Origin of the sequence: Rhodococcus sp. p52 (assembly GCF_000763325.2) — a bacterium.
Classification (GTDB): Bacteria; Actinomycetota; Actinomycetes; order Mycobacteriales; family Mycobacteriaceae; genus Rhodococcus; species Rhodococcus pyridinivorans.
Window position 1 is genome coordinate 2,028,984 of the sequence record NZ_CP016819.1, and the last position, 20,350, is coordinate 2,049,333.

A 20,350-nucleotide genomic window follows, 5' to 3' on the forward strand; every position below is an offset into this window, starting at 1 on the left:
GGATGGCGAGGTCGGCTGCACGCGCCATGGCGAGGTCGTTGCCGGAGAAGGTAGCAACTGCGGTATACGAGTTCGTCACAGGACCCCTTCTCGAGAATCCGAAGCGGGTGGGGAAGCCGTTGAATCCGCCTCTTGCGCCGGCGTACAGCGCCCGGCGAGGTGAATATCGCGTCCTGTATCTGATCGATGATGCGAACCGCACGGTCGAGGTCACCGCGATTTCGCACCGTGCCGATGCGTATCGATAGAAGACGGTCGGACAGTGCTGCCGCGAGCCGTCGGGGTTGCGGCAGCTACCGAGCTGTCAGAGTGCTCCGGCCTTCAACGCCGCCGCGTTGACGCGCACGAGCGCGGCGTGCAGGTCCTGGAGTTCGTCGAGCCCGACACCGAGGGCATCGACGACCTGTCCCGGCACCGACTCGGCCTCGGCACGCAGCGCCCGGCCGGCGTCGGTGAGCTCGAGGACGAGTTGCCGTTCGTCGGCCGCGCTGCGCGCGCGGGTGATCAGGCCCAGCGCCTCGAGTCGCTTGAGCAGGGGAGACAGCGTGGGCGAGTCGAGCTGGAGTAACTGCCCCACTTCCTTGCTCGTCAGCGGCGAGCGTTCCCACAGGGCGAGCATCACCAGGTACTGCGGGTGGGTCAGTCCCAGCCTGTCGAGGATCGGTCGATAGACCGCGAGCACGGCGCGGTTCGCCACGGCGAGAGCGAAACACCCCTGCCGCTCCAGCGCGAGAGGATCATCACCGGAAGCAGGGAGGTGGGTGGCCGGGGACTCGACGCTCATGAACCGACGATACCGAACCGGTATATCCCGGCCCGGGTTCTCCCGGGTGCGACGATCCTCACGGGTCGTAGTCGGGATAGGTCGTGTGCAGCCTCAGGTAGCCGGTGACGTTCTCGCCCAACCACCCTTCGCTCTCCTCCGGTGTCACGCCGTCGCAGACCGCGTCGCCCTCGATGCAGATCCGTTCGACGGCGATCGTGCCGAAGTCGTCGCGACCGCCACCGAGCGTGATGCCCGGGACGACCTCGCCCGGGAACAGCGTTTCGACTCCCCGGGTGTCACGCGGGTCGGAGTACAGCACACCGCTGATCCGCTCCGGCGGCACCGAACCGTCGGCCGCGATCTCGGCGAGGACGTCGCCGGCGATCGACGCGCCCTGCGAGTAACCGAGGACGACGAGCTCGCTGTCGGGGCACGAACCGTGCCGGACGGTGATCGTCTCGCGCAGGCGCTGATGCCCGATCCTCTTGGACTCGTCGTACGCGAGTCGCCCCGATCCCTCGCTCGACCCGGACTCCGGCACCGGAACCACGACGGCGGGATAGCGGATGTGCTCGACCACCGTGCCGGGTGCCGCGTACCGCGCCGAGATCTTCGCGAGGGGTGAATCGGGATCGATCGAATCCGGGGTGTCGATGTTGCGGGTTCCGTCGACCGCGATGACGAACCGCTCCGGGCACGGACGGAAGGTCTCCGCGCCGGCGGTGGACGCGGTGCCGTCAGTGGCGGCGGCGACGACGGGTCCGGTCAGGCCGAGGGCGAGTCCTGCGATGATCGCCAGGACACGACGACAAGCGAAGTCGGGCATGGCAGTCTCCTGTGATCGACCCCGACACCGATGACTACCGCACGGGAATATCGTCCGATTTGACGTATTTCTCGCCGGCGAAACGCTACTCCGAGTGTAGTTGGTTACAAAGTCACAGACCGAACGTTCGGAATTTTCGAGCGGTTCGATCAAGCAAGTCCGGTACTCCGCAGGGTGATGTTGAGGCGCCCCGCGGTGAGTCCGCAGCGGGAACTGCCGGTGTCCGGATACACGACCGGCACCCCGTGATAGGCGAACCGCGACGGACCGCCGAAGACGAACAGATCGCCGGACTCGAGACGCACGTCGGTGTACGGCCGGCCGCGCGACTCGGTGTTGCCGAACCGGAACAAGCAGGCATCCCCGAGACTGAGCGACACGATCGGCGCGCTCACCCGCTCGTCCTTGTCCTGATGCATCCCCATCCGCGCGTCGCGGTCGTAGAAATTGATCAGAGCGGTATCGGGCTCGTACCCGCTCCCGGCCGCCGGATCGTCGTAGGCATCGGCGACGGCACGCCGCCCGAGTTCGACGAGCCGGTCGGGAAGCGGCGGAACGGGAGCGTCGTCGACATCGACCGCGGTGCGGGTGTAGCGGTACGGCGACCAGTGCCATCCGAGGCACACCGTGCTCACCGACATCCGTCCGCCACCCGGAAGCAGGGTGTGCCGCATCGGCGCCGGCGGGCGCGCCCAATCACGACACAGCTCGACGAGCTCGCGCTGTTCGCCCGGGTCGAGCCAGTCGGGCACATGCACGGCGCCCGGCGCGATCTCGCGTCGCGGACGGGAGACGGAGAACAATTCGTCCATCCCGGGTGCTCGACCTCCGTGCGTGTGAGCGGTACCTACAGCCGGTGATACGTGTAGACAGGTTCAGTACCAACTGTGCCGCACGGGACGGCACTGCGATTCGACGGGGAGGTATCAGCGATGAAGGTCGAAGGCAGAGTGGCCGTCGTGACAGGCGGGGGCGGCGGAATCGGCGGCGCCATCGCTGCCGGCCTCGTCGAGCGAGGTGCACGAGTGGTGGTCGCCGACCTCGACGAACACGCGGCGCAGCGCGTCGTCGCGACGCTCGAGGAGGAGACGCCGGGGAGCGCCGTCGCGGTGGCGGCGGACGTCTCCGACGACGAACACATCCGCGGCCTCGTCGAGCGCGCCGAAGCGGAGTTCGGTCCCGTGGACCTGTACTTCGCCAACGCGGGTGTCACCGGTGTGCCCGGCCTGGAGATCGAGGACTCGGTCTGGGAGCAGTCCTTCGACGTCAACCTGCGCGCACACATCCGTGCGGCGCGACTGCTGGTACCCCGATGGGTCGAACGTGGCGAGGGCTATTTCGTCAGCACGGCGTCGGCGGCCGGCCTGCTCACACAGATCGGCTCCGCCACCTACTCGGTCACCAAGCACGCGGCCGTCGGTTTCGCCGAGTGGCTGTCGGTGACCTACGGCGACAAGGGTGTGAGGGTGAGCTGCCTGTGCCCGATGGGCGTCAACACACCTCTGCTGTACTCGGGGGACGCATCCGGGCACGCACTCGGTGAACTCGCCACCCGGGCCGTCACGACCGCCGGTGCGGTGCTCGAACCCGTCGACGTCGCGGAGACGGTGTTCGCGGCAATGGAGGAGGAGCACTTCCTGATCCTTCCGCACCCGGAGGTCCTTGAGATGTACCGGAACAAGGGCGCCGACTACGACCGGTGGCTGCGCGGCATGCGTCGCTACCGTCAGGCCCTCGAGGAGTCGACTCCCACCGATTCCTGAAATCGATTGCCCCTGCCCAGGTTGGTGTCCTAGCGTCACCGGTCATGACATCCGTCGACACCGTTCGCGGCCCTCTCGACACGGGCCGTCTGGGCAGAGTCCTCATGCACGAGCACGTCTTCGTACTCGGCGAGGAGATCCGCACCAACTTTCCCGACTACCCGAGCCCGTGGGACGAGGACGAACGCGTCGACGACGCGGTCGCGAAGTTGAAGGCGTTGTCGGAGCGCGGCATCGACACGATCGTCGATCCCACGGTGGTCGGTCTCGGCCGGTACATTCCGCGCATCCAGCGCGTCGCCGAACGGGTGGACATCTCCATCGTCGTCGCGACGGGCCTGTACACCTACAACGACCTGCCGTTCCAGTTCCACAACGTCGGGCCGGGGTTGCTGGTGGACGGACCGGAGCCGCTCACCGAACTGTTCGTGAAAGACATCCGCGAGGGCATCGCCGGCACGGGGGTGCGTGCAGGAATGCTCAAGTGCGCCATCGAGATTCCGGGACTCACGCCGGGCGTCGAGCGCGTGATGCGAGCGGTGGGGCAGGCGCACGTCGAGACCGGTGTGCCGATCACGGTGCACACCAATCCGCATACCGGGTCGGGGCAGGTGGCGCAGCGGGTGCTCGCGGAGGAAGGTGTCGACCTCACCAAGGTGGTGATCGGGCACAGCGGTGATTCGACCGATCTGGACTACCTGCGTCGCATTGCCGACGCCGGTTCGATTCTCGGGATGGACCGCTTCGGCCTCGATCTGCTGTTGCCGTTCGAGCAGCGCGTCGACACGGTGGTCGCGCTCGTGGAGGCCGGTTACACCGAGCGCATGGTGCTCTCGCACGATGCGTCGTGCTTCATCGACTGGTTCCCGCACGACGTGAAGCAGACCGCCGTGCCCAACTGGAACTACAACCACATCAGCGACGAGGTGCTGCCGGCCCTGCGCGAACGGGGCGTGACCGACGAGCAGATCACCACGATGCTCGTGGACAATCCGAGGCGGATCTTCGAACGCTGAAGCGGCGTAGGCCGCGTCGGGTAGCACCGAGGACGCTCAGGCGGCGTCGTGCAGTACCAGGCCGAGCGTGCGACGCAGGCCCGATCGGACGGTGCTCACGCCGTGCCGGACCGGCGCCCGCGACCATCCGCGCGCCGACCGGATCGGTCGGTCGCGGGTGGTGAAGATCAGCGCGTGGCCTTGCTCGAGCACGGTGACGGTGCCCCGCGACTGCGCGCGGGGCCGTTGTTCGACCAACAGGAACTCGCCGCCGGTGTAGTCGACGCCCGCCCGGTCGAGCCCGATCACGACCTGCAGTGGGAACACGAGGTCGCCGTAGAGATCGCGATGCAGGGCGTTCCAGTCGCCGGTGGTGTAGCGCAGCATCAGCGGGGTGGGGTCGGTCTGGCCGGCCGCGTGGCACATGTCGAGCCAGTCGTCGAAGTCGTCGGGCCAGGGTGCCGGATCGCCGAGGCGTTCGGCCCACGAGCGCGCGACGGGGAGCAGCTGCCGGTAGAACGCCGAGCGCAGGTGTGCGACGGCGTCGGGGACGGGTGAGCCGAAGTACTTGTAGGTGCCGTGCCCGTACCCGTAGCGGCTCATGTCGACCGTGGTGCGGAAGCGGGCGTCGTCGTCCCACAGGGCCGCGAGTTCGGTGCATTCGTCGTCGCTCAACAGCGGCCCGGTGAGGGCGCAGCCGTTCTCGTCGAGCTCGCTCGTCAGCTCGGGCAGGTTCAGTGCGTCGACGCGCGACTGCAGACTGTCGATGGTCTTCACAGGGCTCTCCTCGATCGGCACGGACACTCGTAGGGAAGACGTCGCTGCCGTCGGGAATGTGAGTACCCGGAACCGGAAGGGATCAGCGCGGCCGGTCGTCGACGAGTTTGTGCAGCAGATCGGACAGTCGTGCGCGTTCCTCGGCGTCGAGCCGGTCGAACATCTCGACGGCGTCGGCATCGCGGGCCGAGGCCAGCTCGGCCCGGATCCTGCGGCCCTCGTCGGTCAGCCGCACGCAGACCGCGCGTCGGTCGGCGGGATCGGGGAGTCGCTCGGTGAGACCCCGCGACTCCAGGCGATCGACGACCTCGGTGGCCGAGCGGGGGACGATGCGCAGTTCCTTGGCCACGACGCCGAGGCGGATCGGGTCGTCGGCGCGTCCGATGACGTCGAGCGCCCGGTACTCGTGGGGTGACAATCCCCACGGCTGGAGGAGGTCGTGCCAGCGTCGGCGCAGCGTACGCGTGGTGGTGAGGAGGAGATCGCGCAGTGCGACGGGTGAATCCGGCATGGTGGTCACAGTACCTCACTTGACGGTTGACACTCAATGAGGCAACCTCAACAAGTACGAGTCACGAACCACGAATCGAGGTGGCGCACATGATGCAGCCCCCACCCACTCTCGGCGGCAAGCCGGGCAGCCGCGGCAGGATCGACAAGAAGGATCTCGAGCAGCTCCGCGAGGCCCCGGTGAGCCTGCGCCGTATCGGCGCCCTCTTCGCGCCCTATCGGTGGAAGATCACCCTCGTCGTCGCGCTCATCATCGCCTCGTCGGTGATCTCCCTCGCGACGCCCTTCCTCGTCCGCGCCGTCATCGACGACGCCATCCCGCACCAGAACGTGAGCCTGCTGTTGTGGGCCGTCGGCGGCATGCTGGCCGTCACCGTCGCGAGCTCGCTCCTGTCCGTCGTCCAGACCTGGATCTCCACGACCGTCGGCCAGAACGTCATGCACGGTCTGCGTACCCGGGTCTTCTCCCACCTGCAGCGACAGTCGCTGAATTTCTTCACCCGCACCCGCGGCGGTGAGATCCAGTCGCGGCTGACCAACGACATCGGTGGCATGCAGTCCGTGGTCACCAACACCGCGACCTCACTGGCGTCCAACGTCACCACCGTCGTCGGCACGGCGATCGCCATGGCGGTCCTCAGCTGGCGACTGGCCCTGCTCTCCCTGATCGTGCTCCCGCCGGCCATCTGGCTCACGCGCCGGGTCGCGCTCATGCGCCGCGCCGTCACCGCCCGTCAGCAACGGCGCCTCGCCGACATGCAGTCGCAGATCGACGAAGGACTGTCGGTCAGCGGCGTGCTGCTCGTCAAGACGCTGGGCACCGGCCCGGCACTGTCCGACAAGTTCGCCCGCACGTCGGAGGAACTCGCCGATCTCGAGGTGCACGCGCAGTTGTCCGGCCGCTGGCGCATGGCCACGATGAACATCGTCTTCGCGGCGATCCCCGCCGTCCTCTATCTCGTCGCCGGTCTGCCGGCCACCTCGGGCGGCATGACGATCGGCACCCTGGTGGCCTTCACCGGCTTGCAGGGCGCGCTGTTCCGGCCGCTGATGAGCCTGCTCGACGTCGGTGTCTCCGTCACCAGTTCGCTGGCCCTGTTCAGCCGCATCTTCGAATACCTCGACCTTCCGGTCGACATCGACGACCCGCGCGATCCGGTGCCCGTCGACCCTGCGACCGTCGCCGGCCGGGTGCGGTTCGAGAACGTGAGCTTCCGCTACGAAGGAGCGCACCGCAACGCCCTCGACGGCATCGATCTCGACGTCCCGGCGGGGGCGCAGGTCGCGCTCGTCGGCGAGACCGGCTCGGGCAAGACCACGCTCGGCTCGCTCGTCGCACGACTGTACGACCCGGTCGAGGGACGCGTGAGCATCGACGGTGTCGACCTGCGCGACATGAGGCTCGCCGATCTCGCCGGACTGGTCGGCGTGGTGTCGCAGGAGACCTACCTCCTCCACGCGACCGTCCGGGAGAACCTGCGCTACGCGAAGCCGGACGCGACCGACGACGAGATCGAGGCCGCGGCCCGCGCCGCACACATCCACGACCTGATCGTCTCGCTGCCGGACGGCTACGACACCGTCGTCGGCGCCCGCGGATACCGCTTCTCGGGTGGTGAGAAACAGCGACTGGCGATCGCCCGCACGCTCCTGCGCGACCCGCGTGTCCTCGTGCTCGACGAGGCGACCAGCGCCCTCGACAACGACACCGAGCACGCCGTGCAGCAGGCCCTCGACGCCGCGCGCAGCGGACGCACGACCATCACCATCGCGCACCGGCTCTCGACCGTGCGGAACGCCGACGAGATCGTGGTCCTCGACCGGGGCCACATCGTCGAACGCGGAACGCACGACGACCTCGTCGCCCGCGGTGGCCGCTACGCAATCCTCGACGCTCGAGCCGAACGGGGTGAAGTCATCCCGTCGTCGCGGAGCGAGATCAGTCCTTCAGAGTGGCCGCGAGGGCGCGCCGCAGTTCGTTCCGGCTGATCTTGCCCACTCCCGTGACCGGGAAGGCGTCGACGAACTGCACCTTGTCGGGGATCTTGTACTCGGCCAGCCCTCGCTCCCTCAGGAACTTCTTGAGCGCGAGGGCCTTCGGCGCTTCCCCCTCGGTGACGACGAAGGCGCAGGTGCGCTCGCCGAGATACTTGTCGGGCATCGACACCACCGCCGCGTCGAGCACGGCCGGGTGCGCGATCAGATGATTCTCGACCTCCTCGGCCGCGATCTTCTCGCCACCGCGATTGATCTGGTCCTTCGCGCGTCCCTCGACGACGATGTAGCCGTGCTCGGTGAGCCGGACGATGTCGCCGGTGCGGTAGAAGCCGTCCGGGGTGAATGCCATCGAATTGTGTTCCGGCGCATTGTAATAGCCCCGGATCGTGTACGGGCCGCGGGTGAGCAGGTGGCCGGTGGTGCCCGCGGCGACGGGCTCGTCCGTATCGTCGACGACGCGGATCTCGTCGTCGGGGCTGATCGGCCGGCCCTGGGTGGTGACGATGGTGTCCTCGTCGTCGTCGAGCCGGGTGTAGTTGACGAGACCCTCCGCCATACCGAAGACCTGCTGCAGCGTGCAGCCGAGTTCGGTGCGAACGCGTTTGGCGGCCTCGGCCGGGAACTTCGCACCACCGACCTGCAGCACCTCGAGCGACGACAGGTCGCGTTCGGTGCGGGCCCGCGCCGACAGCCACGCCTGCGCGAGGGGCGGGACGAGCGACGCCATCGTCACGCCCTCGCTCTCGATGAGGGCGAACGCGGTGTCGGGGCTCGGATCCGGAGCGAGGACGACGGTGCCGCCGGCGTGCAGCACACCGAGGATGCCCGGCGAGCTCATCGGGAAGTTGTGCGCCGCCGGCAGCGCGACCAGCATGCGGGTGTTCTCGTCCACTCCGCAGATCACCGCGGATTCGCGCACGGAGTACAGGTAATCGGCGTGGGTGCGGGGGATGAGCTTCGACGTTCCGGTCGTGCCACCCGACAGCTGCAGGAAGGCAACGTTTCCGGCGTCGTTCTCCGTGATCGGCGCCGCTTCGCGGTCGCGCAACGACCCGAGCGCAGTGAATTCCTCGGCCTCACCGGCGACCACGACCACCGGCGGATTCTCCATCTCGGAGGCGACCTGCCGGGCGAGCACGCGGTAGTCGAATCCGCCGTGTTCGGCGGCGATCACGTACGCTGCGGCGTCGCTGAACCGGCAGAAGTAGCCGATCTCCGACGCGCGGTGCGCGGGCAGGGAGAAGACGGGGAGCGCACCGAGGCGGAAGACCGCGAAGAGCACTTCGGTGTACTCGACGATGTTCGGCAACTGCAGGACTACTCGGTCGCCCTTCCGGACCCCGAGGTCGGCGAGACCGGCGGCGACGCGGGCCGAGGCGTCGTCGAGTTCGCGGTAGGTGATGCGCCGCCAGGTGCCCGTCGCGTCGTGTCCGACGACGGCGATGCGACCGGCGAACCGGGCGGCGCGGGCCGGGAGGAATTCGCCGAAGGTCTCGTTCGTCCAGTAACCGGCTGCGCGATACCGCTCGGCGAACTCCTCGGGGTAGCGGGCGGTGTCGGCGAGCGGCGTGCGCTCGAAACCGGTTGTCACGGAACGTTTCCTTTCGGGATCAGGGTCGATGCAGGTCTGTCGGTCAGGCGCGGAGGGTGGCGCCGCCGTCGATGTAGAGCGCCTGCATGGTGATGTGACGAGCACGATCGGACAGCAGGAACTCGATGGCCTCGGCGATGTCGGCGGGCTCGGCGATGCGGCCGAGGGGGATGCCGACCTTGAACTGCGACAGGTCACCTTCGATGGCGCTGCGTGCGCCGGCGTCGTCGTTGGGGTCCTCCCACAGCGAGCGCTGCATGGCGGTGTCGGTGGAACCCGGCGCGACGATGTTGGCGCGGATCCCGTATTGCGCCAGCTCGAGTCCGAGGATCCGGACGATCATCGTGGACGCGGCCTTGGACGATCCGTAGGCGCCCATGCCCATGCGCGGCACGCCCGCGGAGTTCGATCCGACGACGACGATCGAACCCGACCTCCGCTCCCGCATGGCCCGTCCGACCGAACGCAGGACCGACAGCAGGCCGGTGACGTTGACGTCGTACATGTGCTGCCAGTCCTCGGGATCGGAGTCGAGCACCGAGCCCGTGGTGAAGACACCTGCGACGTGCGCGAGATGCTCGATCGGTCCGTGCTCGGATTCGATGTTCTCGACGAGGTAGGCGACGGCGTCGTGGTCGCGGATGTCGACGGGGTAGGTGGGGACGGAGCCGCCGAGCAGCGCGACAGTCTTGCGCAGTCCTTCGGCGTTGCGGTCGGCGAGCACGAGACGGTGACCGGCACGCGCCAGGGTCTCGGCGGTCGCGCGGCCGATACCCTGCGCGGCTCCGACGACGAGCGTGACGGGGGATGGTGCGGCCTCGGTCATCGGAGTACTCCCAGTGCATCGAGGACGGTGCCGAACTTGACGGTCGTCTCGGCCAGTTCGTCGGCAGGGTCGGAGTCGGCGACGATACCGCCCCCGGCGTAGGCCGTGAGCCCGACACCGTCGGCATCGAGGACGGCGCAGCGGATCGTGACCAACCATTCGCCGTCGCCCGCGGCGTCGCACCATCCGAGGGCACCGGCGTAGAAGCCCCGGTCACCCTCGGTCGCGAGGATCAGATCGCGGGCGGCCGCGGTCGGCGTGCCGCAGATCGCGGGGGTGGGGTGCACCGCGAGTGCGAGATCGAGGGCCGTGACACCCGGATCGTGCAGGCGACCCTCGATGGGAGTGCCGAGATGCCACAGCTGGCGCGTGCTCGTCACGGTCGGCTGCTCGGGGATGTCGAGGTCGACACACAACGGTTCGAGCGCGGCGCGGATCGCATCGATCACGTGCGCGTGCTCGGCGAGGTTCTTCGCGGAGCCGGCGAGCCTGTCGGCCGTCGCCCGATCGATCCCGGGGTCGCAATGCCGCGGTGCGGATCCGGCGAGGGGGTGAGCGGTGACCCGATCTCCGCGACGGCGCACGAGCACCTCCGGGCTCGACCCAACCAGGTGACGTCCCGTCCACACGCCACCGGCTGCTGTGAGGTCGACGAGGAAGCCGTTGTGCAGCGGATCGTTTCGCGTGAGAGCGACGAGGAGGTCGTGCGGGGTGACGGGCCGGTCGGCGCGCAGGGCGAGTGCCCGGGCCAGGACCACCTTGAGAAGGTCGTTGTCGTCCGAGCGGAGCAGGCGCAGTACGGTCTCGACCCGATCGATGTGCTCGCCTTCCGACGGCAATGCGCCCGTGATCGTGATCGGGGGCAGGTCGGCGGCCGGTGCGTCGTAGTGCGCGGGGGAGTGATGGAGTGTGCTCGGAGCGGTCAGTGCGGCCGGACCGTCGGGTGCGAAGGGCAGTGCTCCGACGATCGCGGCGACCTGTCCGGTGCGCAGGGCGTCGGCGGCGGCGGACGCGCGGTCGAAGTGTTCGCTCACGCCTTCGGCGATCACCGTTCCGTGCGGGCGGGACAGGACGAACGGGTGCGCGACGGGCCGCTCGGCCCGGTCGGTAGCGGTTGCGCCGAGGACCGGCACTTGCATTCTCGTACCTTCCGGTTGAGGAGGTCTGCTGGCAGGACCGCGCCACAGGACACACGATCACTGAGCAACATATACGGTAAGCCTAACCTTTGGTACTGTGCCCTCCGGCGCCGCAGCGCGCACATCAGCGGATTCCGTTCCCAGCCAATCGTTTCGATCGAAGGAAAGAGGATCTCCAGTGCCCCTAGCCGGACCGGACGCCTCACGGCTCGCTCTGTCGCGCGCACAGTCGGGCGTATGGTTCGCCCAGCAACTGAACCCCGACAACCCGCTGTTCAACACCTCGGAATGCATCGAACTGCGAGGCGCGGTCGACGAGGAAGCGCTGGTCACAGCGGTTTCCAAGGCGGCATCCGAGGCCGAGGTGCTGGTCGCGGGGTTCGAGACCCTCGCCGACGGTACAGTCGTCCGGATTCCCGGTGCGCGCACACTCGATCTCGCCCCGACCGTCGACTTCACCTCCGCGGCGGACCCCTGGCAGGCGGCCCACGAGTGGATGGCGCGCGACCTCGAGCGGCCCGTCGACCTGTCGGTGGATCCGTGCGTCCGGGCCGCGGTCCTGCGACTCGCCGACGATCACGTCCTGCTCTACCTGCGTGCCCATCACATCGTCCTCGACGCCTTCGGGTTCTCGCTGTTCAACCGGCGCATCGCCGAGCGCTACAGCGCCGCGGTCGCCGGTGCGGAAGTTGCTGCCGCACGGTTCGATTCGGTCGAATCGGTGATACGGGAAGAATCGGACTATCGCGACTCGGCCGACTTCGACGCAGACCGTGACTTCTGGAACGCGTACCTCGACGGCGTGGACGAAGCGGTCGCCCTGCGGCCCGGCCCGGGTGGCATCGCGCGGCGCTCCCGTGGCACGCGCTTCACCCTCGACGCCGACCGGCAGCGCGGTCTGGTGGCTCTCGGCAAGGAGGTCGGCGCGAGTTGGGGTGACGCGGTCACCGCGCTCGTCGCCGCCTACCTGCGCGGAGTTACCGGCCGCGAGGACCTCACGCTCGGTTTCCCCGTCATGAACCGGCTCGGCAGCGCCGCACTGCGGGTGCCGATCACCGCGGTCAATGTCGTTCCGCTGCGCCTGAATCCGACCGCATCGGCCACGCTCGTCGAGCTCGTCGCGCAGGTGCGCGACGGAGTGGCGCTGTGCCGCAACCACTATCGTTACCGCACCGAGGACATACAGCGCGACCTGCGACTACCGACCGGATCCCGCGGCGTCATCGGCCCGTCGGTCAACGTCAAACCGTTCGGCGACTCGCTCCGGTTCGGCGACATGCGTGCGGCCGTGCACTCGGTCGCCCGAGGACCCCTGCAGGACTTCATGGTCACCGTGCGGCCCCTCGACGGCCGTGCCGGACTCGAAGTGTTCGTCGACGTCGACGCCGACGTCTACAGCGAGGCGGATCTGACGATCCACACCGAGCGGCTGGAGATGCTGTTCGGTTCGGTGGCCGAGCGGGATCTGCACACCCCGCTCGCGCAGGTGTCCGTCCTGACCGCCGACGAGCGACGGACGATCCTCGACGACTGGAGCCGCAGCCCGGACATCCCGTTCGACCCCGGCCTGACCCTCGTCGACCTGCTGCGGGAGAGGATCGAGGCGGCCCCCGACGCACCGGCCGCGGCGGACGCCCGTGTGACGCTCACCTACGCACAGTTCGGCGCGCGGGTGCACCGCCTGGCCCGCCACCTCGTCTCGAGCTTCGATCTCGACCGGCCGCACGCGCGGGTGGCCCTCGCGCTGCCCCGCACCGTCGACGCGCTGATCGCGATCCACGCCGTCCTCGAGACCGGCGCCGCCTACGTCCCGCTCGACGTCGATCAGCCCCTCGAACGCCTCGCTCACATCCTCGGCTCCACCGACCCCGTCTGCATCCTCACCACCCGCACGACCGACGACCGGGTCGCCGAGGTGACGGGGGTGCCGAAGCGCGTCGTGCTCGAGGATCTCGACCTCGACGCCGTGTCCGACGCTCCGCTCGACGACTCGGAGCGCGGCCCGCTGACACCCGACTCGATCGCCTACGTGATCCATACGTCCGGCTCCACCGGCAGACCGAAGGGCGTCGTCGTACCCCACCGTGGGCTGGTCAACCTGTTCCACAGCCACCGCGCCCAGGTGTTCACCCGTGCCGCCCGCGAGGCCGGCCGCGAATCCGTCCGCCTCGGCCTGGCCTGGTCGCTCGCGTTCGACGCGTCGTGGCAGCCGCTGCTGTGGATGCTCGCCGGGCACACCGTCGACATCGTCGACGAGGCGACTCAGCGCGACCCGGCGGCACTCGCACGCCGCGCCCTCGACGAGGGATGGGATTTCGTCGAGTTCTCACCGAGCCGGCTCGAGCAGTTCGTCGACGACGGCCTGTTCCCGGACGGCACCGTGCCCACCCTCGGTTTCGGCGGCGACGCCGTCTCCGAGCGGTTGTGGAACCGCCTGCGCGAACGCCGGGGCGCGGCCTTCAACTTCTACGGCCCCACCGAGTGCAGCGTCGACGTCCTCGTCGCGGAGGTCGCCGACGCCGAGACACCGGTGGTCGGCCGGCCCGTCGCCAACCTGCGCGTCCACGTCCTCGACGCGGGACTCGCACCCGTGCCGGCCGGAACCGAGGGCGAGCTGTACGTGGCCGGGCCGGGTGTGGTCCGGGGATATCTCGACGCGCCTGCACTCACCGCGAGCAGATTCGTCGCGAATCCGTACTCGGAGGACTCCTCGGGTCCGTACGCCCGCCTGTACCGCACCGGCGACCTCGTGCAGTGGACCGAGGACGGCCGCATCGTCTACCGCGGCCGAGTCGACAACCAGGTCAAGGTCCGCGGATTCCGCATCGAACTCGGTGAGGTCGACGCCGCCCTGCTGCGCATCCCTGGTGTGTCCCGTGCGGCGACGGTGGTGCGCACCGATCCCTCCGGTGCTGCGCAGCTCGTCGGCTATCTCGTGGGGCAGGACGTGCCCGAACCGGTCGAGGCGCGCCGCCTCGTCGCCGAGTTCCTGCCCGGGTACATGGTTCCCGCGGCCCTCGTCGTCCTCGACGAGCTGCCGTTGACCTCCAACGGCAAGCTCGACCGCACGGCGCTGCCCGAACCGGACTTCTCCTCGATGGTCTCGTCCCGCACCGCGGAGACCGAGACCGAACGGACGCTGTGCCGGATCTACGCCGACATCCTGGGTCTCGACACGGTGGGCGCGGACGACGACTTCTTCGCGCTCGGCGGCCACTCGCTCAGCGCCGCGACACTGCTCGCCCGCATCCGTGACGAGCTCGGTGTGGAGTTGCCGATCCGGACGGTCTTCGATCATCCGCAGGTCGTCGCGCTCGCCGCGCACTGTGGAGACCACCCGACCGCCGCTCCGGCCGGACCGGCGCTCGTCCCGCGCGGTGAGAACGATCCGGCGGCCCTGTCCCTTGCACCACTGTCGTATGCGCAGCAGCGGCTGTGGTTCATGTACCGCATGGAAGGGCCCAGTCCGACCTACAACGTCCCCATCACGGTGGACCTGCACGGACCGGTCGACCCGGATGCTTTGCGGCAGGCGGGCTCCGACGTGCTCGCGCGCCACGAGAGTCTGCGCACCGTTCTCGTCGAACGCGACGGCGTGGGGATGCAGCAGGTGCGCGGAGTGGAAGAAGTTGCCGGGGTCGCCGTTCCCTTCGCGGTCGAGACCGTCGACCGCGACGCGCTCACCGGGCGCCTGCATTCCGAGGCCCGGCACGCGTTCGATCTCGAACGCGAGATCCCGTTGCGGATCCGGTTGTTCACGATGGCGCCCGACGAGCACGTGATGCTCGTGCTCGCCCACCACATCGCGAGCGACGAACTGTCCACACCCCTGCTGCTGCGCGATCTCGGCACCTTCTCCTCCGCGCACGTCCGCGGCGACTCCCGCGAGCCTGCACCGTTGCCCGTGCAGTACGCCGACTACGCGATCTGGCAACGCGAACTGCTCGGCGAACAGAACGACGAGAACTCGCTCTCCGCACGGCAACTCGCGTTCTGGCGCGAGGAGCTCGACGGTCTCCCTGCCGAACTCGGCCTTCCCGCCGACCGCCCGCGTCCGGCCGTGGCGTCCTATGCGGGCGGCGGTGTCGAACACCGGATCCCGGCCGATCGTGCGGCGGGGATCCGGGAGGCCGCACGCGCGACCGGCACCACGATGTTCATGATGGTGCACGCAGCGGTCGCGCTCGCGCTCTCGCACAGCGGTGCGGGCGAGGACATCCCGCTCGGATCGCCCACCGCGGGACGGCCCGCACCCGAACTCGAGGACCTCGTCGGCTTCTTCGTCAACATGGTGGTGCTGCGCACCGACCTCTCGGGCGACCCCACGGTGCGGGAGCTGCTCGCCCGGATCAAGGACACCGACGTCGCGGCGTACTCGCACCAGGACGTCCCGTTCGACCGCGTCGTGGAGACCCTCAACCCCGAGCGCAGCGCGGCCCGGCACCCCCTGTTCCAGGTGATGGTGCAGTACCAGAGCCCGCCGGCGATCACGGGATTCGACGGCCTGACGCCTACACCCTCGTTCGTCGCGAACGACACCGCGATGTTCGACCTCACCTTCGGCGTCATCGAGGAATCCGACGGTGGTTTGTGCGTGCGCGTCGAGTACGCCCGCGACCTGTTCGACGAGTCGTCCGCCGAGGCCTTCGCCGCGCGGGTCGAGCGGGCCTTCGCCGCGGTGTGCGCCGATCGGGACGCGAGGCTCTCGCAGCTCGCTCTGCTCACCGCCTCCGAGCGTGAGGTGTTGCGCGCCGGTGATGCGACCGCGCTCCCGGATCGCTCCGGACCGCACCGTGGCAGCGCCGACGGCTCGGCGACCCGCAGCCTGCCCGCACTGTTCGCTCGCACCGTGGAGCGCTACGGCGAGGAGACCGCGCTGGTCACGTCGTCGAGCCGTCTGACCTTCCGTGACCTGGATGCGTGGTCCGACCGGATCGCCCGTCACCTCGTCGCGAACGGGATCGGTCCCGACGACGTCGTGGGACTGAGTCTTCCGCGCGAATCCGTGCTGGTCGCGGCGATCCTCGGCGTGTGGAAGTCGGGAGCGGCCTATCTGGTGCTCGACCCGGAGCAACCGGCCGACCGGAACGAGTTCATGCTCCGCGACGCGGGTGTGGGCGTCGTGCTCGACGTCGACGCGGCCGGATCGATCACCGGCCCCGGCCCGGACGTGCACCTGCCGGACGTGCACCCGGACACCACCGCCTATCTCGTCTACACCTCCGGATCCACCGGCACCCCGAAGGGTGTGGTGGTACCGCACCGCGGTGTCGTGAACCTGTGGGAGACGGTGCGCACCCGTACCGTCGGCGATCCCGCGACGCGCCGACGCACCGTGCTGCTGAGCTACACCTTCGCGTTCGACTCGTCCGTCGAGCCTCTCCTCGCGATGCTGGGCGGCCACACCGTGCACGTGCTCGCCGAGGACCTCATGGCCGATGCCGAGGGGATCGTCCGGTACGTCCGGAGGCACCGCATCGACGCACTCGATTGCGGTCCGGTGCTCGCCGGTCGCCTGCTCACCGAGGGGCTCCTCGACTCCGCCGCGCCGCACCGTCCCGAGTCCATGGTGCTCGGCGGCGAGGCGGTACCGGGTGAGCTGTGGTCGCAGCTCGCTGCGGAAACCGATGTGCGCGTGAGCAACATGTACGGTCCGACGGAATGCACCGTCGACGCGACCGGCGTCGTACTCACCCCGGGCAGCACCCCGAACATCGGAACGCCGATCCACGGCGGCCGGGTGTACGTCCTCGACGCGCACCTGCGGCAGGTGCCCCCGGGCGTGCCCGGCGAACTGTACGTCGGCGGCCCGCACGTCACCCGCGGATATCTCGGCCGGAGCGCGCAGACCGCGGGACGGTTCGTGGCCGACCCCTTCGGCACCGGCGGCGAGCGCCTGTACCGCACCGGCGATCTGGTGCGCTGGAGGATCTCCGGCACCGACGGCCCGGTGCTCGACTACCTCGGCCGCACCGACGACCAGGTGAAGATCCGCGGCTTCCGCATCGAACTCGGTGAGATCGAGACCGTGCTCGGCGGCCATCCCGCGGTGAGTGCCGCGGCGGTCGTGGTCCGCGAGGACGAACCGGGTCGAAAGCGGCTCGTCGCCTACGCGGCCGGAACGACGGACCCCGACACCCTCCGGATGTACGTCGCCGACCGGCTGCCCGACCACATGGTCCCCGCCGTCACGGTCGTGCTCGACGAGCTCCCGGTCACCCGCAACGGAAAGATCGACCGCAGAGCACTCCCCGAGCCGGTCTTCACGCCGGCCACCGAGAGTCGCCTGCCGGCGGACGAACTCGAACAACGCCTGTGCGAGCTGACGGCGTCGGTGCTCGGACTCGATGCCGTGGGCCCCGACGACGACTTCTTCGCTCTCGGTGGCGATTCGATCGTGTCCATCCAGCTGGTGTCCGCGGCGCGCGCCGCCGGGATCCGGTTCACCGCGCGGCACGTCTTCGAACACCGCAGCCCGGCGGGACTCGCCCGCGTCGCGGAGATCGAGGACGGGCCCGGGACGGTCGACGTCGAGGCGGCACTCGGGGACGTCCCGGCGACTCCGATCGTCCACGACATGCTCGACCGTGGTGGACCGTACGCCCGCTACGCGCAGTCGCGGCTGCTCCTCGCGCCCGTAGGGCTGACGCTCGACCGGCTGACCGACGGCGTCCGGGCCCTGCTCGACACGCACGACGCGTTGCGGGCCGTCTTCGATCCGCAGGCACGGGTGCTCGACGTCCGCCCGGTCGGTTCCGTCGACGCCGCCGATGTCGTGACCCGCGTGGACGTCTCGGACTCGGTCGACCTGCAGGAGGCGATCGTCGCTGCGACCGGGATCGCCTATGCCGAACTCGATCCCGCCGCCGGCGCGCTCGTGCGCGTGATCTTCTTCGACGCCGGTCCCGACGCGCCGGGACGGGTGTTCGTCGCGGTGCACCACCTCGTCGTCGACGGTGTGTCGTGGCGCATCCTGGTGCCCGATCTCGCCGGTGCGGTCGACGGTGTCGCCCCGGTGCGCGCAGGCACGTCGCTGCGCCGCTGGGCGCGGGGACTGCTCGACGGAGTGCCGGCGCGCAGATCCGAATTGTCGTTGTGGCGGCGCATCCTCGCCCCGGCGGGACGCGTGCGTCTGGCGTCCGGTGATCCGGATCCCACGCGGCACACCATGGCAGAAACCGCGAGGGTGCAGGTCGAGGTTCCTTTCGAGCTCACCGACGCGCTGCTCACGACCGTTCCCGAGCGGTTCCACGCCGGCGTCGAGGACGTCCTGCTCACAGCATTGGCGCTGGCGTCCGCGCGGGTGTGCGGCGAAGGGGCGGTCGCGGTCGACCTCGAAGGGCACGGCCGTGAGGAACAGGCCGTTCCGGGGGCGGATCTGTCGCGCACGGTGGGGTGGTTCACCACGCTCTATCCGGTGCGCCTGGACGTCGCGGGACTCGATGTCGCCGACGCGTATGCCGGCGGAGCGAGCGCGGGTGACGCTCTGAAACGCGTGAAGGAACAGCTGCGGGAGATCCCCGACAGTGGAATCGGATTCGGGATGCTGCGGCATCTCGACCCAGTGGGCGGCCCGGAACTCGCGAGCGTCGGCGCTGTGGACATCGGATTCAACTATCTCGGCCGGTTCACGCTGGGCGAGACCGAAGGGCAGGCGTGGGCCGGTGCTCCGGAGGGTTCGGCGCTCGGTGGGGCCACCGAAGCCGACATGCCCGTGGCGCACGCCGTCGAGATCGGTGTGCTCACCGACGATTCCGGTGCCGAGCCGGTGCTGCGCGGGATGTTCGGGTACAGCCCCGATCTCGTTCCTGCGGAGAGAGTGTCGGCATTGGCCGACGAGTGGATCGCGGCGCTGCGTGCGCTCGCCGGGCACGCGTCGGACGAGGACGCGGGCGGGGTCACACCGTCCGACCTCACGCTCGACGACCTCGACCAGTCGGAGATCGACGATTTCGCGCTCGAATTCGGCTGAGGACGGAGCGCTTGGCGAGGCGGTCTCTTTCGGTTAGCCTAACCAATCATGACCGGGGCAACGCGCCCCGGCGGGAGACTCTGGGAGAACAACGATGCGCGTTCTGGAACGCAAGCGCGCGCGGGGCGCCGCGGCGCTCGGCGCGGCAGCCCTGCTGGCCGTCGGACTTGTGGGATGTTCGAGCGACGGCGACAGCAGCAGCGCGGAGAGCGGCACCGACTCCGCCGCGACGCGCACCTTCGAAGCGCAGAACGGCAGCATCGAGATCCCGGCCGACCCCCAGCGGATCGTGTCCTGCGGCTACGCAACCCTCCCGCTCATCCAGGCCGGCGCGAACCTCGCCGCCGTATGCGAGTGGAGCCGCGAGCTCGACAACATGGACGAGGAGACCCTGGCCGCCTACGAGGCGCTGCCGAAGGTCGCTCCCGACGGCGCCGTCTCGGAGCTCAACTACGAGGCAGTCACCGCCGCAGATCCCGACCTCATCATCATGGGCGTCCCGGCCCGCGTGCAGGAGCAGGTCGACGTGGCCAAGCTCGAGGCGCTCGCCCCGGTGGTCTTCGTCGGGCTCACGGTTCCGGGCGAGTGGCGCGAACTCGGTGAGCAGTACGCCGATGCCGCGAACGTCAGCGACTCCTACGGGGAGTTCAAGGAGGAGTACGAGGCTCGCGCTGCCGAGATCGCCGACAAGTACGCCGACTCGCTCGGGGGCCTGAAGTTCGCCGGCGTCTGCGGTGTGTGCGGTACCGAGCCCGGTGAGTTCTCCCGCGAATACGCCTCGTCGTACACCACCAACCTGTTCGACGATCTCGGGTTCGACTTCTTCGGTGAGCCGACCGATCCCGAGGGAGTTCACGCCGAGTACCTGTCGGTCGAGCAGTTGCCCGAGAACCTCGGCGAGGCCGACGTGATCGTCTACGGTGTCGAGGCCGACGGTTCGTTGCCGCCCGAGCTGGAGGAACTGTTCGCCTCCCCGCTGTGGCAGGATCTTCCCGCCGTGAAGGCCGGCAACCTCGTCGCCGTCAAGCACTCCAGTGCAGCGACCTACGAAACCGCTCTGCTGGCACTCGATTCCATCGATGCCGAGTTGGCGAAACTTCCGGCCAACCAGAGCCAGGAGTAGTCGCTGTTGCGGGCCCGCCCCGCACCACCGACCGAACGGCCCCCGACGTCCCGGCGCGGGGGCC

The 20,350-nt window shown here is 69.2% G+C and carries 14 protein-coding genes; 6 read left to right on the top strand and 8 right to left on the bottom strand.

Annotation, left to right across the window (positions count from 1 at the left end; all coding sequences use genetic code 11):
* The first annotated feature begins 26 nt into the window (after positions 1 to 26).
* Positions 27 to 248, top strand: a complete 222-nt coding sequence (locus IM25_RS09455) for a type II toxin-antitoxin system RelE family toxin (RefSeq protein ID WP_033096848.1) — start codon at positions 27 to 29, stop codon at positions 246 to 248.
* Between the two features lie 56 nt (positions 249 to 304).
* Here the strand turns inward: IM25_RS09455 and IM25_RS09460 are convergent, their stop codons facing one another.
* The 3 genes from IM25_RS09460 to IM25_RS09470 all read right to left on the bottom strand — a co-directional run bounded on the left by IM25_RS09460 (position 305) and on the right by IM25_RS09470 (position 2,404).
* Positions 305 to 784, bottom strand: coding sequence for a MarR family winged helix-turn-helix transcriptional regulator (locus tag IM25_RS09460; protein WP_065995990.1), 480 nt, complete (start codon positions 782 to 784; stop codon positions 305 to 307).
* A gap of 58 nt (positions 785 to 842) precedes the next feature.
* Complete coding sequence (locus tag IM25_RS09465; protein ID WP_024102983.1) at positions 843 to 1,592, bottom strand: cutinase family protein; 750 nt, start codon at positions 1,590 to 1,592, stop codon at positions 843 to 845.
* A gap of 149 nt (positions 1,593 to 1,741) precedes the next feature.
* Complete coding sequence (locus tag IM25_RS09470; RefSeq protein WP_033096847.1) at positions 1,742 to 2,404, bottom strand: alpha-ketoglutarate-dependent dioxygenase AlkB family protein; 663 nt, start codon at positions 2,402 to 2,404, stop codon at positions 1,742 to 1,744.
* 120 nt (positions 2,405 to 2,524) lie between these two features.
* On the opposite strand from IM25_RS09470, the gene IM25_RS09475 reads away from it, so the two are divergent.
* Together IM25_RS09475 and IM25_RS09480 are read left to right on the top strand one after the other, a co-directional pair.
* Positions 2,525 to 3,355 (top strand): SDR family oxidoreductase, encoded by an 831-nt coding sequence (locus IM25_RS09475; protein WP_006551851.1) that lies wholly within the window; start codon positions 2,525 to 2,527, stop codon positions 3,353 to 3,355.
* Between the two features lie 44 nt (positions 3,356 to 3,399).
* Positions 3,400 to 4,371: a phosphotriesterase family protein gene (locus tag IM25_RS09480; RefSeq protein WP_006551850.1), complete on the top strand. Its 972-nt coding sequence runs from the start codon at positions 3,400 to 3,402 to the stop codon at positions 4,369 to 4,371.
* A 36-nt stretch (positions 4,372 to 4,407) separates the two neighbouring features.
* Here the strand turns inward: IM25_RS09480 and IM25_RS09485 are convergent, their stop codons facing one another.
* Positions 4,408 to 5,127 (bottom strand): 2OG-Fe(II) oxygenase, encoded by a 720-nt coding sequence (locus IM25_RS09485; RefSeq protein WP_033096970.1) that lies wholly within the window; start codon positions 5,125 to 5,127, stop codon positions 4,408 to 4,410.
* Between the two features lie 82 nt (positions 5,128 to 5,209).
* Entirely contained in the window at positions 5,210 to 5,638 is a 429-nt protein-coding gene (locus IM25_RS09490; RefSeq protein WP_033096969.1) for a MarR family winged helix-turn-helix transcriptional regulator, read from the bottom strand.
* An 89-nt stretch (positions 5,639 to 5,727) separates the two neighbouring features.
* Here IM25_RS09490 and IM25_RS09495 point away from each other — a divergent pair, with 89 nt between their 5' ends.
* Complete coding sequence (locus IM25_RS09495; RefSeq protein ID WP_033096968.1) at positions 5,728 to 7,626, top strand: ABC transporter ATP-binding protein; 1,899 nt, start codon at positions 5,728 to 5,730, stop codon at positions 7,624 to 7,626.
* Here IM25_RS09495 and IM25_RS09500 read toward each other — a convergent pair.
* From IM25_RS09500 to IM25_RS09510, 3 genes are read right to left on the bottom strand one after another with little or no spacing between them, the layout of a single operon-like run.
* Complete coding sequence (locus IM25_RS09500) at positions 7,577 to 9,226, bottom strand: (2,3-dihydroxybenzoyl)adenylate synthase (protein ID WP_033096846.1); 1,650 nt, start codon at positions 9,224 to 9,226, stop codon at positions 7,577 to 7,579. The genes IM25_RS09495 and IM25_RS09500 overlap by 50 nt on opposite strands.
* 43 nt (positions 9,227 to 9,269) lie before the next feature.
* Complete coding sequence (locus IM25_RS09505) at positions 9,270 to 10,052, bottom strand: 2,3-dihydro-2,3-dihydroxybenzoate dehydrogenase (protein WP_033096845.1); 783 nt, start codon at positions 10,050 to 10,052, stop codon at positions 9,270 to 9,272.
* A complete protein-coding gene (locus tag IM25_RS09510; RefSeq protein ID WP_033096844.1) occupies positions 10,049 to 11,191 on the bottom strand; it encodes an isochorismate synthase in 1,143 nt (380 codons plus the stop codon). Before IM25_RS09510 ends, IM25_RS09505 begins: the two co-directional genes overlap by 4 nt.
* Before the next feature lie 178 nt (positions 11,192 to 11,369).
* Here IM25_RS09510 and IM25_RS09515 point away from each other — a divergent pair, with 178 nt between their 5' ends.
* Positions 11,370 to 19,163: a non-ribosomal peptide synthetase gene (locus tag IM25_RS09515; RefSeq protein ID WP_065995991.1), complete on the top strand. Its 7,794-nt coding sequence runs from the start codon at positions 11,370 to 11,372 to the stop codon at positions 19,161 to 19,163.
* Positions 19,164 to 19,257: 94 nt separating this feature from the next.
* Positions 19,258 to 20,286 (top strand): ABC transporter substrate-binding protein, encoded by a 1,029-nt coding sequence (locus IM25_RS09520; RefSeq protein WP_006551842.1) that lies wholly within the window; start codon positions 19,258 to 19,260, stop codon positions 20,284 to 20,286.
* Positions 20,287 to 20,350 lie beyond the last annotated feature (64 nt).